The following is an 18,125-nucleotide window of genomic DNA, read 5'->3' as shown; positions in this document are numbered from 1 at the left end:
TTTTGTCGGTTTGTAATTTTAATATCAAAAGTTTTTATAGTTATAAAAATATTATTTTTTAATAAGATAAAATAATGATTAAAAAAACTTATCTAATTACAAATATCAGTACCAAAAAAAATAAATAAATATTAGTTTATATCAAGTAAAAATTTTTAGGATGAGATATAAAGGTATTATCATTAATAAAACTTATTATTGCAACTTTGTTAAAATAACATTTGAAACAAAAAAGTATAAGTTTTGTACTAACCCTATCTGTTTTAGTTTTACAGTAAGCAAAAACAATAAAAAATATTTCTATTAAAAATTAATAAAAATTTAATATGTTTTTATTAATAGATTATTATGTCTTATTTGTATCTATTTTCTCGTAATTTTAGAATTAATCACTGCCTTAAAACGACTATTCAAATCAGATAATCAATTAACTCCCTGATACAAATAAAATGAGTATATTTACCTACTCTTATTTAGTGTTTTATTATGAGGTTTTTAATTCGTTAGAAATTTTTGAATAATTGATTTTATTAATCTCATAAAGTAAATTAAATGCAAATACAGTTGAGGAAGTGAATTTTGGAAATAAATAATTTCTCATTGAATTTTGAATATATTTCAGAAAGAAAAATATTTTGTCATTCGATTGGATATGAACTTTTTCTTTTAAGGCAACGTAATTCTATGACGGGGGCTGAGTTAGGAAAATTATTGAATATCTCTCAACAACAAATTTCTCGTTATGAACGAGGAATAAATAAAATACCTATTGATATACTTTTTCACATACTAAATATATTTGATATTTCAATAAGTGATTTCTTTGAAAAGGTTTCCAAAAGAGTTATCACATTAAAATATAAAATAAAATATGATTCTGATAATAATATTCCATTCTTTGAGAATATTATTTAAATGTAAGATAAATAATATTATTAGTGGCAAGTATATTAAGTATATCAATGAATTAATTAATAGGGATTTTATTTAAAATTAAAATCCTATTTATTTAATATTTATTAAATCACCCTTATTAAGGCAGTTAACACTTTATCATATAATTAGTATATGGATTCAAATATTGTTATCTAATATAGATTTACTATTTTAATTTATAAGTGAAGTTGTTGTGTATATTTACCTGTAATGTAAAAGGAAAAGTCAATGCTTAAAAAAAAGATGTTAGTTAAAGCTCTATTTACAGTATCTGTTTTATCACTGAGCGGTGTTGCTTCTGCAGCGACTATTGTTAATGGTGGTAAAATTAATTTTACTGGAGAAATTGTTAATGCTGCATGTGTTGTTAGTACAAAATCAATAGATCAAACTGTTAATATTGGACAATATCGTACCGCACAATTTGATAGTGTAGGGAAAACAGTTGGTAATACTGATTTTTATATCAATTTAGAAGCTTGTGATACGACTGTCGCACAGAATGCCTCAGTTTCATTTTCAGGTGTAAGTGATTCAAATGATAAAACAGTATTAGCTGTAAGCAATATTACAACAGGTGGTGCGGGTGCTGCGACGGGCGTTGGTATTGAAATTACAGACCATACAGGAAAAGTGTTACCACCAGACGGCTCTGTTTTTTCTACAGCAAAACAGTTAATTGATGGATCAAATACACTTAACTTTGTTGCACGTTATAAATCTACATTAGATACCGTTACCCCTGGTCATGCTGATGCTGATGTAACTTTCAAAATGCAATATGAATAAATAAATTGGATTAATTTAAAGTATGACCTGATAAAGGTCATACTTTTATATCGAGGGAAATATGAAATATAGTTTAATATATTCTATTGTCCTATTTTTTACTCTTTCATTTACAGCCTATTCTAATGACAGGGAAAATATTTCTTTAGACGATGGTATTGTGACTTTTAAAGGGGGAATTGTAGAGCCTGCTTGTACAGTATCTTCTGAAAGTGAATATCAAATTGTTGATCTTGGTGTTATTAGTAGTAACCAATTTCATGGAGTAGGAAGTCAATCTATAAAAATTCCATTTTTTATTAAATTAATGGGATGTAATAAAAGTATTACGGATAAAGTCAGTATAATTATTATAGGTGATGTAAACAATAATGATAAACGATTATTTAGCATCACCGATCAACAAAATTCAGCTTCAGGATTAGGTGTTGCATTATTTAATGATGAAGGTGAAATAATTATTCCTAATAACTTCAATAAGTATAAATTTATTGAAGAGAATGAATTAAAACTAAAATTTAAAGCAAGTTATCTGGCAACGAAAGAAAACGTTATCGGTGGAAAAGCTGACAGCGTAGTTTGGTTTGTTTTCAATTATCAATAAATAAACCTATCATTTGAGGTTAATATGCATTTAATATCTAAACACTTTATTGCGTTATTTTTTCTCTTCAGTTTTTCATCGCTATCATATGCGGGAGGTGTTGCATTAGCTGCAACACGCATAGTCTATCCTATGGATGCAAAACAGACGTCAATTACTCTTAATAATACAGATAAAAGATTACGCTTTTTAGTGCAATCATGGATTGATGATAGCCAAGATCAAAAAAGTAATGAATTTATTGTTACACCACCACTGTTTGTCAGCAAACCAGAAAGTGAAAACAAGCTAAGAATAATTTATGCTGGTAAGGCATTACCAAATGATAGAGAAAGTTTGTTCTGGTTAAATACAAAAGCAATCCCTGAAATTGAGCGAGAAGAAATAAAAGATAAAAATATATTACAGCTAGCAGTATTATCTAGAATAAAAATTTTTATTAGACCTCAAGGATTAAATTTTAACATAGAGGATGTACCTAATAGTCTTGAGTTTAAAAAATCACAAGGAAACATAATAGTAAATAATCCTTCACCTTATTATGCGACATTAATTAATTTAGAAGCTGATAATGAACAGCTAAATAGTATTATGGTTCCTCCTATGGGAACAGTAATGATTAAAGTCAGCAAGCCTAACTATAGTCAAATATCTTATCAAACTATTAATGATTATGGTGCTAGTACACCCAAAGTAACGAAACAGATTGGTAAGTAATGCTATAACATTCATTAATGATAAGGCTTTATTATGCTAAAATCTAAAACTATATGTTTTAATTTATATATCTTTTTAGGTACATGCTTTTCTGGTGTGGTGTATGCGGATAGTTTTTTTAATCCTAACTTAATTTCAAATATTGATAATGAAGTAGCAGATTTATCTCGATTTGATAAAGGTGAAGGCCAACCTGAAGGAATGTATTCAGTAGAAATTTATGTAAACGATGAATATGTTGAAACAAAAAATTTAATATTTTATGAAAGCGATGCATCATCCGATGATACAGGCTTATTACCTTGTATAGATAATAAAACTTTGACAAATTTTGGAATAACTTTAACTGAAAATAGCAAAAAGAAATCAGAAGAGGTAGAAAGTAAAGATAGTGCTTGTGAGAATATTTTAGATAAAATAGAAAACTCAAGTGTTAAATTCGATTTTGAAGGACAAAAATTATTTTTAAGTATTCCACAAATAATGTTTAAAAATAATGTTCGTGGCTTTATCCCACCTGAAAAATGGGATAATGGAATTAATGCGTTTTTACTAAATTATAATTTCACAGGAAGAAATAGTAAGAACTTTAAGGATAACGTTGATAATAATAATTATTTTTTAAACTTAAATCCTGGTATTAATCTTGGTTCATGGCGATTTAGAAATGAAAGTTCATGGAACTATGCCAGTGGTGAAAGTAAGCAAAATAAATGGAGGAATATAAGAACATATGTACAAAAACCTATTATTCCATTACGTGCTGAATTAACCCTTGGTGACTCTTTTTCTAATGGAACCATTTTTGATAGTCTTGGTTTTAGAGGGATTAAGCTAGAATCTGATGATAATATGTTGCCTGATAGCATGAGAGGATTTGCACCTACGATAAAGGGTATTGCGAATAGCAATGCTATTGTTACAGTCAAGCAGAATGGTTTTGTTATTTATCAAATTTCTGTACCTCCAGGTGCATTTGAAATAAAAGATCTCTATGCCACATCAAGTAGCGGTAATTTAGATGTCACAATCAAAGAGAATAACGGTAAAATTACACAATTTGTTGTACCTTATTCAAATGTGCCTATTTTACAACGTGAAGGACGCTTAAAATACGAATTGATTGGAGGGGAATTTCGTAGCGGAGCAGATTATCAAGATAAACCTAATTTTGGTCAATTAAGTTTAGTATATGGCTTACCTTATAATATGACGTTATATGGAGGAAGCCAATTTTCAAATAATTATCAAGCCTATGCGATTGGTTTAGGTGGTAATCTAGGCACCTTTGGGGCGATATCAGCAGATGTAATACAGGCGAATAGTATATTGCCAAACGATGAGCATAAAAAAGGGCAGTCATTCCGATTACTTTATGCTAAATCGATTAATAGCACAGGCACTAACTTTCAAATAATGGGGTATCGATATTCAACGCAAGGCTACTATACCCTAAATGAAGTTAGTTATAAAAAAATGGCAGGGCGTGAAATAGTAACAGATAATGGAATAATAAGAGATGAGGATAACTTATCTAACTACTATAATTTAAATTATTCTAAAAAAGGGAGGTTTCAACTTAATATAAATCAGCAAATTACCAATAATAGTTCTTTGTATATTTTAGGCTCTTACCAAAACTATTGGCGCACAACTGAAACTGAACAGTTATGGCAACTGGGTTATAATGCTAATATTGATAGGATAAATTATAGTCTTAGTTTATCGAAATTAAAATCACCGGGTATGCGTGGTGATAATAAAAATGTAGCTTTTAATATATCAATTCCTCTTAATGATGTATTTAACCAACAAACTGTAAGTGACTTACATTCAAGTAGAAATAGTATGTATGCTGTTTACTCAATGAATAGAAGCGATGACAATGTTTGGGTCAATCAAGTGGGACTAACAGGAACTCTCCTTGAAGACAATAATTTAAATTATAATATTCAACAAGGATATACGCATAATGGTTCTGGTTATTCAGGAATGGTTTATGCTAATTATAAAGGTAAATATGCTAATATAGGTAGCGGATATAATTATAGTAATGATTGGCATGAGTTTAATTATAGTTTAAATGGTGGTGTTGTTGCTCATGCAGGTGGTATTACTTTAACTCAACCTTTAGGGGATACCAATATTCTTATTAAAGCAAATGATGCTAATAATATTAAAGTAGAAAATGCAAATGGTATATTAACTGATAATAATGGTTATGCTGTCTTACCGTTTGCTTCAACATATAAAAATAATCGAGTTTCATTAGATGTTAATTCATTAGAAGGAAATATTGAATTAGAAAATACGATTATTAATGTAGTTCCTACTAAAGGGGCATTGGTTGAAGCTAATTTTAAAACGAATATTGGCTATCGAGCAATGGTTACATTAAGCAAAAAAGATGGCGCTATTATACCTTTCGGTGCGATGGTTGTTGATGAAGAGCGTTCCGTAAGTGGTATTGTTGGCGATAATGGGAATGTTTTTATCTCTGGTTTAGCACCTGTTGGTAGGCTAAAAGCAAAATGGGGAAAAATGGCTGATCAACAATGTATATTTGATTACCAAATTAATGAGAAGTCATCAAAAGAAAAAGGTATCTATTTTATTTCTTCCACATGCCAATATTAAAAACAAGCATATTTACGGATTTTATTATGATTAGAATAGTATTGTTTACAATAATAGCCATTATTTCAAATAATGCAGTCGCTGTGAGCTGTGTCAGTGGTTGTAATGCGAATGAATATTCCACGCTTAGTGGACAACTATCAAAGACGGAAAATAAAGTCGGTGTTACTAAAGATGCTTCTGATATTACTTTGTCCAATCGAATTACATTAAGATGGAATGCGGGGCAAGCGCAAACATGGGCGACATATTCCAATGGTAATATTCCTAGTGCAAATACCAGCAATAATGATTGGATTTATTCTAAGATAGATGACTATATTTCTGTTGCGTTAAGAATGACTAATAATTGTAGAACAATTTATGTTCCTTATAATGTACCTACGCTAAGCTCTACTTGTGGTGCCCGTACTTATACTGAAAACGAAGAAAGCGTCGTTTCTGTAAGAAAGTATCAAACCAGAATAAAAATTGACAAGGCTATTATTTCTGGTACCTATGTAAAAAATATTTTTGTAGGCGAATTTGGTTTTTGCCAACCACAGAATTGTGCGACTAAACAAACTATCATTACAAAGCTATTTTTAAATCTTTCAATGACAGTTCCACAATCTTGCGTTATTAATTCAGGGCAAGTGTTGAATATTGATTTTGACAATATTCCTGCATCAAGTTTTAAAGTAGCAGGGAAAAAAGCCGAAGGAGTTAATACGGTTTCTAGAAACTTAAGTATTCAATGTGACAATATAGATGCCAGTGCTGATTTAACAATGCGATTACAAGCAGATTCAGTTCAAGGTAATGCTATTGTTTCTAATAATAAAAGTGTTGGCTTTGTGGTTGCTAATTCAAGTGGATCTGAATTAACACCTAATGATTTATCAAGTTTTATTCCTTTCAGACTCAACCAAAATGCTGATGCTAATGTCACGATTAATGTTTATCCCGTAAGTATTGATGGAAAAACACCAACTGAAGGCGCTGTCACATCAAGTGGCTTTCTAAGAGTTGATTTCCCTTAATTTTAATAGGCTAATATCATGAATGAGTTATTACATACTAGAAAAATAATACGCTTTCTATTATGGGGAATGCTACTTTTTAGCGGATATACAGTATTTTTTACTAAAGATGCAACAGCAGAATTAGCTAATACAAATATTGTTATAAAAGCGAACATTGTGGCAAATACTTGTAGAGTCAGCCCTGATTCGCTAAATAAATTTGTTGACTTAGGGGTTTGGGGAACAAAAGATTTTCAGCAAAAAAATACAACAGAGCCAGTAAAGTTTACACTTAACTTAACTGATTGCAGTATTGTTACTAGCGGTGTAAAAGTAATGTTTAGTGGTGATACTGACAGTAAGGATAGTACCTTGTTTAAGTTGGCAGAAAAAAATGCGGCTCAAAATATAGGTATTGCTATTTTAGATAAAAATCAGAATAAAATATTACCGGGAAAAAGTAGTATTATTTACCCTGTAGAGACAACTAATAATATTTCTCTCGATTTTTATGCGCAATATATCGCAACTAATAAGGACGTAGTTGGGGGAAGTGCAAATGGTGAAGTATTATTTTCTTTAGAATATCTGTAAATAACAAGGGAACTGTGTCGTTCCCTTTTAAATACATTTATAACTATTGGTTGTAGAGGATTATATCCATCCTTTAGTTCTAAACTCTTTTAACGTCGCGACAAAATAACTCATCTCCTCAGGGGTTCCTAAGGTCAAACGGCTCCAACCTAATGCGGGAGGAAACTCACGTCCTACCATAATATTTGCCGCTTTCATTCTCTCTTGATAAGTTTTCACATCACCTTTGACTTTATGAAAAATAAAGTTGGCGTGAGAAGGTGCATACTCGATATTTAAGGCGTTTAAAGTATCAACCACCATTTGTCGTGATACATCAATTGACTTGCGACTATATGCCACAAAAGCGTGATCTTTTAACGAGGCTAATGCGCTAACAGCACCGGCAGTATTGGTATTATCAATAGAAACGAAACTATCTACTTCACTAATTACCTCAGGGACTGCCACACCATAGCCTACCCTTAATCCAGCTAATGCATAAATTTTTGAAAATGTACGGGTAACAATCAAGTTTTTATAACCTTGAGCAACTAATGCTATCGCACTGGTAAATTCAGGTGTTGTCACAAATTCAGCGTAAGCTTCATCAATAATAAAAAAGACATTTTCTTTTGCTGAGGTGATCCAATTTGTTAATGCCGCTGTTGGTGTCAGCATTGCGGTTGGGTTATTAGGATTGCACAGATATACCATGCTAATACCATCAAATGCTTGTGCTTTTTTCTGCATGGCGGTTAAATCAAAAGCCAATGTGTTATCAACCGGCACTTTTACGATATTAACACCTAAAGGTTCAGCATAAAGTTCGGCATAATTAAACGTTGGATCAGGCACAATCAGTTGTACTGTTTTACCTGCTTTTTGCGCTTTATTCGCCATATATTGCACGGCTGCTTGTATGGTTTCAGAGGAGCCATTACCTAGAGTGATGTGTTTGTCTGATAGCTTAAATTCTTCACCTAATGCACTGATAAGTGCGCTTCGCGCATCATCTGGATAGCGAAAAGCATGGGGAAGTGCATCAATAATCGCCTGTTTGGCATTGGATGACATGCCTAGCGAGTTTTCATTAAAGTTTAACAGTAAAGGATTTTCTGCATTAAATAGCTGTTTAGGGTTTGAAGTTTCTGCGGCATAGGCAGCGCTAACAAACGAACTTAATGAAAGTCCCCCGATCACTAAGCTTGATGATGTTAAAAATGAACGACGATTCATGTGATGTTTCCCAAGTAAATTATTCTACATTTTTATTGTTTATGTAGATTACTAAAAAAACACAATAAGTAAATAAATATGTTTTAATTTTGATTATTTATTCACTACTAAGTCAGTTTTTAGGAATTAGCTTAAGCATGTCAACATGAAATAAAGTCAGAAAATAGCGATGTATTGCATAAGGTGTGTGGTGCAGGCTAATAAAAAAGGGAACCGATAAAACGGGTTCCCTTGAGAGATAAGATAGCTCAGTCGCTAATTAATTTGATTCTGGAAATGTTAATGTTGCACCGGGCGCTTCACGACTTAAGTGAATAAAGTTTAAGTGTTTTTCATATTGGTCGAGAATATCACTGATCACTTGCTCCTTGGTGTAGTCCATTAAATCGTTACCCTGTGAACCTTCCCATAAATAGGTTTCTAGCCGGTAATAATGGGATTTTCCTCGACGAGCACGATAAGTAAATGCAGGTACTGAATATTTTTGTGGCCATATTTGATAAATAAAATGCTGCTCTTGGCCTAAATCAACCACTAATTCTAAATGGTTTAAACGAGGCTCTTCTTCCAGCGGGTAAAGATTAAACGAGACATTTGCACCACGTAATGACAGCTCATTAGCCACATCTTGCATCGCTGGGGTACAAACTAAATCTAACATCCGTTGGGTATAGGTAGTACCTGGAAAATTCATCACACGACCTAGACGCTGTTTCCAGTTCATGGTGGTGTTACCATAAAGAGGTGCTGGCGCATTGGTGTTTAATGAACTGACGCGTCTAAAATCTTCTACTTTTAATGACTTATATAGTCCTGCCATAATAAAGAAAATAACAAAGCTAAAAGGTAATCCCATAATAACCGTGGTATTTTGCAAAGCAGAAACCCCGTCTGCCATTAACATACCTAATGTTAATAGACCAATAGCGATAGACCAGAATATGCGCAGCCAATTTGGGGCATCATTATTTATATCACTCAGTTGAGAAGTGAAATTACCTAAAACTAATGAACCGGAGTCTGCCGAGGTTACATAGAAAAGTAATCCTGTAATAGTCGCTACGGAAGCAGTTAAACCAAATCCCGGATAGAGTTCAAGTAAAGAATAAAAGCCTTTTTCTGGTGAGGCTAATACTGTTTCAGCAAAGGTTTGATTACCGTGGATCACTTCATAAAGTGCACTATTACCAAAGATAGACAACCATAATAGCGTGAATACAAAAGGGATGATCAAGGTGCCTATAACGAATTGACGGATAGTTCTCCCCCTTGAGATACGTGCTAAAAATAAGCCTACAAAAGGTGACCAAGCAACCCACCAAGCCCAGAAGAAAAGTGTCCAGCTATTCATCCAATCCGTCGGTCTATCAAAAGCAAAGCTATTTAGTGTCATTCCTAAGAATCGATTTACATAATCACCGACATTAAGTACTAACGCATTTAATAAAAATTCAGTATCACCAGCAAATAGGATAAATAAAATTAACCCTAAAGCGAGTAATACATTTAATTCTGAAAGAATACGTATGCCTTTATTGACGCCTGATGTGGCTGAGATCACCGCCATAATTACGGAAAGTAGAATTAAACCACCTTGTACACCTAACCCTTGCGGTAAATCGAAGAGAACTTTCAACCCATAATTAAGTTGTACTACGCCAATACCTAAGGTGGTGGCAATACCAAAAATAGTACCCAATACGGCAGCAATATCGACCGTATGACCGATGGGGCCATAAATACGATTACCAAAGATAGGATAAAGTGCAGAGCGGATGGTCAAGGGTAAATTATAACGATAACTAAAATACCCGAGTGCAATACCAATCAGTGCATACATAGACCAGCCCGTCAGGCCATAGTGGAATAATGTCCACACCATCGACTGACGGGCTGCTTCTATTGTTTCACCTTCGCCAGTAGGCGGTAGCATATATTGGGTAATAGGCTCAGCGACTGAGAAAAACATTAAGTCAATCCCGATCCCCGCGGCAAACAACATAGCAGACCAGCTTAATACACTAAATTCAGGCTTTGATTGTTCTGGGCCTAATTTAATATTACCAAAGCGAGATGTGGCAACGAAAATAACGAAAACAATGTACAAAGTTGCCGCTAATAAATAGTACCAACCAAAGGTTTTTGATACCCAACCTAGTGTTTTAATGATCCACGCATTGGCGGTACCTGTCATTAAAATAGTGAAAAAAGAGAACGCTAAAATCAGCGTTGCGGAAGCGAAAAAAACAACAGAATTGAGCTTGTCTTTCTGTGGTTTTTTTGAGCTATTAAGAGTTGTCATCAGAAATTCCAAAAATTTATTCATCTAAAAGTTAAAAGTTGCATTCTTTGCTAATCAATTGATTTATATGCAAAGATTCAAATTTTCACGATCTGCTCCTTATGTCATTTGTGAATTAATTGTGATAAACAATAGTTAATATTGATTGAATGTTCAATTAAAAAAACGTTTAATAAAAGTGTTCAATGTATTTTTTAGGTCTTGAAAACATGCCGAAGATAGGGATGCAGTCGATACGTAAACAGCAATTAATTCAGGCGACATTAGCGGTGATTAATGAGGTCGGAATGCAAGATGCCAGCATTGCATTAATTGCACGAAAGGCCGGGGTATCTAATGGCATTATAAGCCACTACTTTCGTGATAAAAATGGTTTATTGGAAGCGGCAATGCGCCATATCCAATATCAGTTAGGTTTTGCCGTCGCAATGCGATTACGTATTTTAAGCGATGCTGAGCCTAAATTGCGTATTCAAGCCATTGTCGATGGTAACTTTGATACGTCACAAACCAGTGAAACCGCAATGAAAACTTGGCTGGCTTTTTGGGCAAGTAGCATGCATCAGCCTAATTTGCATCGTTTACAAAAAGTTAATGATAGACGTTTGTACTCTAATCTCTGTTATGAATTTGGACGTGCGTTAACAAAAGATAAAGCACGCTTAGCCGCCAAAGGCTTGGCCGCTTTAATCGATGGTTTATGGCTACGTAGTGCCCTTAGTGAGGAGCCATTTTCGTTAGCAGAAGCAAAAAAAATTACTGATGAGTATATCGATATGCAACTTAATCTTTGCCAGGATAAACAGACTTAACTTACTCACTATAAAGGAGAAAATATGCAAAACCCACCGTTACACAAGCTTTATATTCATGGTGGATATGTTGATTGCGCACAACCTGAATGTGAACAATTTGCCGCAATTAATCCTGCTACAGGTGAGGTGATTGCACATTTACAATCAGCCTGTGAAGAAGATATTAATTGGGCGGTAGAAAGTGCAAAGCAAGGACAAAAAATATGGGCTGCCATGCCTGCGATGGCGCGCTCCCGTATTCTTCGACGTGCCGTGGATATTTTACGTGAACGTAATGATGAGTTAGCGCATTTAGAAACGTTAGACACCGGTAAACCCCTGTCTGAAACACGTTATGTCGATATTGTCACCGGTGCTGATGTATTGGAATACTATGCGGGTCTTATTCCAGCCCTAGAAGGGGAGCAGATCCCACTACGTGACAGCGCTTTTGTTTACACCCGTCGTGAGCCATTAGGTGTTGTTGCCGGCATTGGTGCATGGAATTATCCAATTCAAATTGCGTTATGGAAATCAGCACCTGCATTAGCAGCAGGTAATGCGATGATTTTTAAACCGAGTGAAATGACATCATTAACGGCATTAAAATTGGCTGAAATATATACCGAAGCGGGCTTGCCTCAAGGGGTATTTAATGTGGTAACGGGTGATGCCACTGTAGGGCAATGGCTAACGCAGCACCCTGATATCGCTAAAGTCTCATTTACGGGGGGGATCGATACTGGGAAAAAAGTGATGGCGAGCGCTTCTTCATCAAGCTTAAAAGATGTCACTATGGAGCTAGGTGGTAAGTCACCGTTAATTATTTTTGATGATGCCGATCTTGATACCGCAGCTGATATCGCCATGATGGCTAATTTCTATAGTTCAGGACAAGTATGTACCAATGGAACACGCGTATTTGTGCCAGAAAAGTTAAAACAAGCTTTTGAAGCTAAAATCATTGAGCGTGTCTCTCGTATTCGCGTTGGTTCACCACTGGAAATGGATACCAACTTTGGACCATTAGTCAGCTTCCCTCATCTTGAAAAAGTTTTAAGCTATATCGAGTTAGGTAAAGCTCAAGGTGCAAAACTACTTTGTGGTGGTGAACGTTTATTCGCTGGTGCATTGGCGAAAGGGGCTTATGTGGCGCCAACGGTATTTACCGATTGTACTGATGATATGAAAATCACGCAGGACGAAATCTTCGGCCCTGTAATGAGCATTTTAAGTTATCAAACAGAAGATGAAGTTATTTTACGCGCCAATAATAGTGTCTATGGATTAGCCGCAGGCTTGGTGACTCGAGATCTGACAACGGCACATCGCGTTATACATCAATTAGAAGCCGGAATTTGCTGGATCAATACTTGGGGTGAATCTGCAGCAGAAATGCCTGTTGGTGGTTATAAACATTCCGGTGTTGGCCGTGAAAATGGGCTTGTCACACTACAAAATTACACTCAAATCAAATCTATTCAAGTTGAACTTGGGGAGTTTTCATCCGTTTTTTAATCCATTCTATTTTTAATTTTAATGACTGAAACAGAGGAGATAACAATGGTCTATGACTACATTATTATCGGTGCTGGTTCAGCCGGTAACGTTCTTGCTACCCGCTTGACAGAAGATCCTGATGTTACTGTGCTGCTCCTTGAAGCTGGAGGACCGGACTACAGGTTCGATTTTCGCACACAAATGCCAGCAGCATTAGCTTATCCGTTACAGGGTAGACGCTATAATTGGGCTTATGAAACAGAGCCTGAGCCACATATGAATAACCGCCGCATGGAGTGCGGTCGAGGTAAAGGATTAGGAGGATCATCACTCATTAATGGTATGTGTTACATTCGTGGTAACGCGATGGATTTTGATGAGTGGGCCAAATTACCCGGCCTTGAAGATTGGAATTATTTAAATTGCTTACCCTATTTTCGTAAAGCAGAAACCCGAGATATTGGGGCTAATGATTATCATGGTGATAGTGGGCCTGTTAGTGTGACTACACCGAAAAAGGGGAATAATGTTTTATTCCATGCGATGGTCGAAGCCGGTGTACAAGCTGGATATCCTAGAACTGATGATCTCAATGGTTATCAGCAAGAAGGATTTGGCCCTATGGATAGAACGGTAACCCCCCATGGGCGTCGAGCCAGTACGGCACGGGGTTATCTTGACCAAGCTAAATCGCGCAAAAACTTAACTATTGAGACACATGCTACAACCGATATTATTGAATTTGAGGGTAAAAAAGCAAGTGGTGTGCGCTATTTTAAAGGAACGAATACCACGCCACAGCATGTGAAAGCACGTAAAGAAATACTGCTTTGTGCCGGGGCGATTGCATCACCACAAATCTTACAACGCTCAGGTGTCGGCCCAGAAGATGTTCTCAACGAGTTTGATATTTCGCCAGTACATGTTTTACCGGGTGTGGGGCAGAATTTGCAAGATCATCTAGAGATGTATCTGCAATATGAATGCAAACAACCCGTTTCACTTTATCCAGCGTTAAAATGGTATAACCAACCTAAAATTGGTGCCGAGTGGTTATTTAAAGGAACGGGCATTGGGGCGAGTAATCAATTTGAAGCAGGGGGTTTTATTCGCTCAAGTGAAAAGTTTGCTTGGCCAAATATTCAGTTTCACTTTTTACCAGTGGCGATTAATTATAATGGCAGTAATGCAGTGGAAGTGCATGGTTTTCAAGCTCATGTGGGGTCGATGCGTTCACCCAGTCGCGGACGTATAAAAATAACCTCACGAGATCCACATCAGCATCCAAGCATCTTGTTTAATTACATGTCAACAGAGCAAGATTGGCAAGAGTTTAGGGCTGCTATTCGTATCACGAGAGAAATTATGGCGCAACCTGCATTAGATCCCTATCGCGGTGAAGAAATTAGTCCGGGGAAAGATATTCAAACGGATGAACAGCTGGATGCTTTTGTACGTGAACGGGCAGAAACAGCATTTCACCCTTGTGGTAGTTGTAAAATGGGAAATGATGAAATGGCCGTCGTAGATGGTGCCGGACGCGTTCATGGTATAGAAAGCTTAAGAGTTATTGATGCTTCCATTATGCCCAATATAATTACTGGCAATTTAAATGCGACAACCATTATGATTGCTGAAAAAATGGCAGACAAAATTAAAGGCATTAAACCATTGCCAGCAAGCCAAGCAGATTACTATGTTGCTGGACATTCACCTGCCAGAAGAAATTAATTAACTTATCAAAACAATAGTCAAGAGGAATGAAAATTCCTCTTTTTTGTGACTGAAAGTAAAGCTTCTTTTTTCGTTATTATTTTATTTTTTTAAGTTTTATTAAATATTATTTATGTATTTTTTCATAATTAAATGATTATGAACTTTCCATTATTATCATAAATATTTCTAAAGCAATCTCCTTTTTACAATCATTTTAAATAAGTCGAGTGACTCAAGTAAAACAACCATAACATCAGGATTGATGTGAGATATATCAATTTTTTTTCTATCACCGATCCCATTAATTATCATAAACAGAGTACGAAAACGTTTGCATAAAATTTTTATGCCGATAGAATGCGTCAGATTTTTTGGCCTGGTGAAATGAATAGGGGGTTAAAGTGTCTCAGGACAACAATTATAGTCAGGGCCCGGTGCCCATATCCGCAAGAAAGGGTGGATTAGCGTTAACCTTTGTGATGTTGGGATTAACGTTTTTTTCAGCCAGTATGTGGACTGGCGGCGCTCTTGGTACTGGTCTCTCCTTTAATGATTTCTTCCTCGCAGTTCTTATCGGTAATCTTCTCCTTGGTATTTACACCGCATTTCTTGGTTTTATTGGTTCTAAAACAGGTCTCACCACTCATCTTCTTGCTCGTTACTCTTTTGGTATTAAAGGCTCTTGGCTTCCCTCATTTTTACTCGGTGGTACTCAAGTCGGTTGGTTTGGTGTCGGTGTTGCGATGTTTGCTATTCCCGTTGGTAAAGCCACGGGGATTGATATTAATCTCCTGATTGCAATATCAGGAATTTTAATGACTATCACCGTGTTTTTTGGTATCTCTGCATTAACTATTCTCTCCATTATTGCGGTTCCTGCTATTGCTATCCTAGGAAGTTACTCGGTATATCTTGCGGTACATGATATGGGAGGGCTTAATACACTAATGGCTGTGAAGCCTGCCGAACAACTTGATTTTAATTTAGCCCTTGCCATGGTGGTAGGCTCTTTTATCAGTGCCGGTACATTAACGGCGGATTTTGTTCGTTTTGGACGTAACCCTAAAATTGCCGTGATTGTCGCTATTGTGGCTTTTTTCTTAGGAAATACTTTGATGTTTGTCTTTGGTGCTGCGGGAGCGGCATCATTAGGCATGGCGGATATTTCCGATGTGATGATAGCGCAAGGTTTATTACTGCCGGCGATCATTGTATTAGGTTTAAATATCTGGACGACCAATGATAATGCGTTATATGCATCAGGGTTAGGTTTTGCCAATATCACAGGGTTATCCAGTAAAAAATTATCTGTGGTTAATGGCATTATCGGCACATTGTGTGCGCTATGGCTTTATAATAATTTTGTTGGTTGGTTAACCTTTCTATCCGCGGCGATCCCTCCTGTAGGTGGCGTTATTATTGCAGATTATCTGATGAATAGAGCGCGGTATAATCAATTCAACGCTGACAAGATGCAAAATGTGAACTGGGTAGCCTTACTTGCTGTGGCTATCGGTATTGCTGCCGGTCACTGGTTACCAGGGATCGTACCTGTTAATGCCGTATTAGGTGGCGCAATCAGTTTCGCGGTATTAAATCCAATATTAAATCGTCGTACAGCTCGACAAGCGGAGATAAGTCATGCTGGGTAAAAATATAGAACAAATTAATCATGCTCGTTTAGCTGGAAAAGAAGGTTTATGGCGCATTACAGTTAAAAATAACCAGATTGCAGCCATTGAGCCACAACCGCAAAGCGATTTTCATCCCCAAGGGTTAGATGCACAAGGTGGATTGGTTCACGCTCCTTTTGTTGAACCTCATATACATTTAGACACCACGCAGACAGCAGGGCAGCCAAACTGGAATCAATCTGGAACCTTATTTGAAGGTATTGAGCGTTGGGCAGAAAGAAAAGCATTACTCACCCATGATGATGTTAAACAACGGGCGTGGCAAACATTACAATGGCAAATCGCCAATGGTATTCAGCATGTAAGAACCCATGTTGATGTTTCTGATGCATCGTTAACGGCTTTAAAAGCCATGTTAGAAGTCAAACAAGAAGTCAAACCTTGGGTTGATTTACAAATTGTGGCATTTCCCCAAGAAGGGATATTATCTTACCCTAATGGCGAAGCATTATTAGAAGAGGCCTTGAAATTAGGTGCGGATGTTGTGGGGGCAATCCCGCACTTTGAATTTACCCGTGAGTATGGCGTGGAGTCACTACATAAAACCTTCGCATTAGCGCTGAAATACGATCGACTTATTGATGTGCATTGTGATGAAATTGATGATGAACAATCGCGTTTTGTTGAAACCGTTGCTGCATTAGCACATAAAGAAAATATCGGCTCACGGGTGACAGCAAGTCATACAACCGCTATGCACTCTTATAATGGCGCTTATACTTCGCGTTTATTTCGTTTATTAAAAATGTCAGGTATTAATTTTGTAGCCAATCCATTAGTGAATATCCATTTGCAAGGGCGTTTTGATAGTTATCCAAAACGTCGAGGGATCACCCGTGTCAAAGAGATGTTAGCGAGTGGTATTAATGTTTGCTTTGGTCATGACGATGTCTTTGATCCATGGTATCCATTAGGTACAGCAAATATGCTACAAGTGCTGCATATGGGGTTACATGTTTGTCAGTTAATGGGCTATGGGCAAATTGATAATGGATTACAACTTATCAGTCATAATAGTGCAAAAACATTGGCATTAACGGATTATGGTGTGGAAGTCGGTAATAGTGCTAACTTTATTATTCTTCCTGCTGAAAATGGTTTTGATGCTTTACGTCGTCAAGTCCCTGTACGTTACTCTATTCGTCACGGTAAAGTGATTGCACAAACCGAGCCGGCTAAGACAGAAATTATGTTAGCTAAGCCAACGCCAATTACGTATAATTGACATCCTCCACGCCCTAAAGGACGTGGATCCCTACTGCGTTCAGACTGATGTCTGAATCGCCTCGGCGGGTTCCTGCTTCGACGGGCGGTCTGACTGCACCCTCCCTCCACAGGCAAGCACGGCATGTCCTGCCGCTAAAATGTTACGTGCCCCGTTGATATCAGCATTCGCTGTATATCCACATTCAAGGCACTCGAATTGACTTTGTGACTGGCGGTTTTCCTTTGCTGTATGACCACAGCAAGCGCACTTCTGACTGGTGTAGGCAGGGGGTATTGCCAGTACCTGACCACCTCGCCAGAGCTGCTTGTACTCAAGCTGACGGCGCATTTCATACCAGCCCTGCTCCAGTATTGAGCGGTTTAAACCAGATTTAGCTTTTACGTTCCGTCCAT

At 36.4% G+C, this 18,125-nt stretch carries 15 protein-coding genes; 12 read left to right on the top strand and 3 right to left on the bottom strand.

From position 1 onward, the window contains the following. Positions 1-579: 579 nt before the first annotated feature. The 7 genes from AACQ49_RS14860 to AACQ49_RS14830 all read left to right on the top strand — a co-directional run bounded on the left by AACQ49_RS14860 (position 580) and on the right by AACQ49_RS14830 (position 7,281). On the top strand, positions 580-915 hold the full coding sequence (locus AACQ49_RS14860; protein WP_012368005.1) for a helix-turn-helix domain-containing protein: 336 nt from the start codon (positions 580-582) through the stop codon (positions 913-915). A 249-nt stretch (positions 916-1,164) separates the two neighbouring features. After that, entirely contained in the window at positions 1,165-1,725 is a 561-nt protein-coding gene (gene fimA / locus AACQ49_RS14855) for a type 1 fimbrial major subunit FimA (protein ID WP_004243225.1), read from the top strand. Positions 1,726-1,786: 61 nt separating this feature from the next. Beyond that, a complete protein-coding gene (locus tag AACQ49_RS14850) occupies positions 1,787-2,329 on the top strand; it encodes a fimbrial protein (protein ID WP_129623539.1) in 543 nt (180 codons plus the stop codon). Between the two features lie 24 nt (positions 2,330-2,353). Continuing rightward, the gene (locus AACQ49_RS14845) at positions 2,354-3,046 is read left to right on the top strand and encodes a fimbria/pilus periplasmic chaperone (RefSeq protein WP_004243223.1); all 693 of its coding nucleotides are present in this window, start codon (positions 2,354-2,356) and stop codon (positions 3,044-3,046) included. Between the two features lie 33 nt (positions 3,047-3,079). Next, positions 3,080-5,683: a fimbria/pilus outer membrane usher protein gene (locus tag AACQ49_RS14840; protein ID WP_155289897.1), complete on the top strand. Its 2,604-nt coding sequence runs from the start codon at positions 3,080-3,082 to the stop codon at positions 5,681-5,683. A 26-nt stretch (positions 5,684-5,709) separates the two neighbouring features. Beyond that, on the top strand, positions 5,710-6,705 hold the full coding sequence (locus tag AACQ49_RS14835) for a fimbrial protein (protein ID WP_004248210.1): 996 nt from the start codon (positions 5,710-5,712) through the stop codon (positions 6,703-6,705). A gap of 18 nt (positions 6,706-6,723) precedes the next feature. Continuing rightward, positions 6,724-7,281: a fimbrial protein gene (locus AACQ49_RS14830; RefSeq protein WP_132587827.1), complete on the top strand. Its 558-nt coding sequence runs from the start codon at positions 6,724-6,726 to the stop codon at positions 7,279-7,281. A 60-nt stretch (positions 7,282-7,341) separates the two neighbouring features. On the opposite strand, the gene AACQ49_RS14825 is transcribed toward AACQ49_RS14830, so the two are convergent. Beyond that, entirely contained in the window at positions 7,342-8,499 is a 1,158-nt protein-coding gene (locus AACQ49_RS14825) for a pyridoxal phosphate-dependent aminotransferase (protein WP_049218512.1), read from the bottom strand. 259 nt (positions 8,500-8,758) lie between these two features. Continuing rightward, a complete protein-coding gene (locus AACQ49_RS14820; protein ID WP_161779139.1) occupies positions 8,759-10,801 on the bottom strand; it encodes a choline transporter in 2,043 nt (680 codons plus the stop codon). Positions 10,802-11,010: 209 nt separating this feature from the next. Between AACQ49_RS14820 and betI the strand changes: the two genes are divergently transcribed. From betI to AACQ49_RS14795, 5 genes are all read left to right on the top strand, one after another. Next, positions 11,011-11,613 (top strand): transcriptional regulator BetI, encoded by a 603-nt coding sequence (betI, locus tag AACQ49_RS14815; protein WP_004248206.1) that lies wholly within the window; start codon positions 11,011-11,013, stop codon positions 11,611-11,613. 24 nt (positions 11,614-11,637) lie between these two features. Next, the gene (gene betB, locus AACQ49_RS14810; protein WP_004243216.1) at positions 11,638-13,113 is read left to right on the top strand and encodes a betaine-aldehyde dehydrogenase; all 1,476 of its coding nucleotides are present in this window, start codon (positions 11,638-11,640) and stop codon (positions 13,111-13,113) included. A 45-nt stretch (positions 13,114-13,158) separates the two neighbouring features. Beyond that, a complete protein-coding gene (gene betA, locus AACQ49_RS14805; RefSeq protein ID WP_004250946.1) occupies positions 13,159-14,826 on the top strand; it encodes a choline dehydrogenase in 1,668 nt (555 codons plus the stop codon). Positions 14,827-15,212: 386 nt separating this feature from the next. After that, a complete protein-coding gene (gene codB / locus AACQ49_RS14800) occupies positions 15,213-16,463 on the top strand; it encodes a cytosine permease (protein ID WP_004250947.1) in 1,251 nt (416 codons plus the stop codon). After that, positions 16,453-17,730, top strand: a complete 1,278-nt coding sequence (locus tag AACQ49_RS14795; protein WP_017827793.1) for a cytosine deaminase — start codon at positions 16,453-16,455, stop codon at positions 17,728-17,730. The genes codB and AACQ49_RS14795 overlap by 11 nt, the downstream gene beginning before the upstream one ends. 39 nt (positions 17,731-17,769) lie before the next feature. Here AACQ49_RS14795 and AACQ49_RS14790 read toward each other — a convergent pair. Next, positions 17,770-18,125, bottom strand: a 356-nt coding sequence (locus tag AACQ49_RS14790) for an RNA-guided endonuclease InsQ/TnpB family protein (RefSeq protein WP_161779138.1), incomplete at its 5' end; no start/stop codon positions are given.

The organism is Proteus sp. G2675 (assembly GCF_963886535.1).
Taxonomy (GTDB): Bacteria; Pseudomonadota; Gammaproteobacteria; order Enterobacterales; family Enterobacteriaceae; genus Proteus; species Proteus mirabilis.
This window is presented reverse-complemented; position numbering and strand designations above follow the sequence as displayed.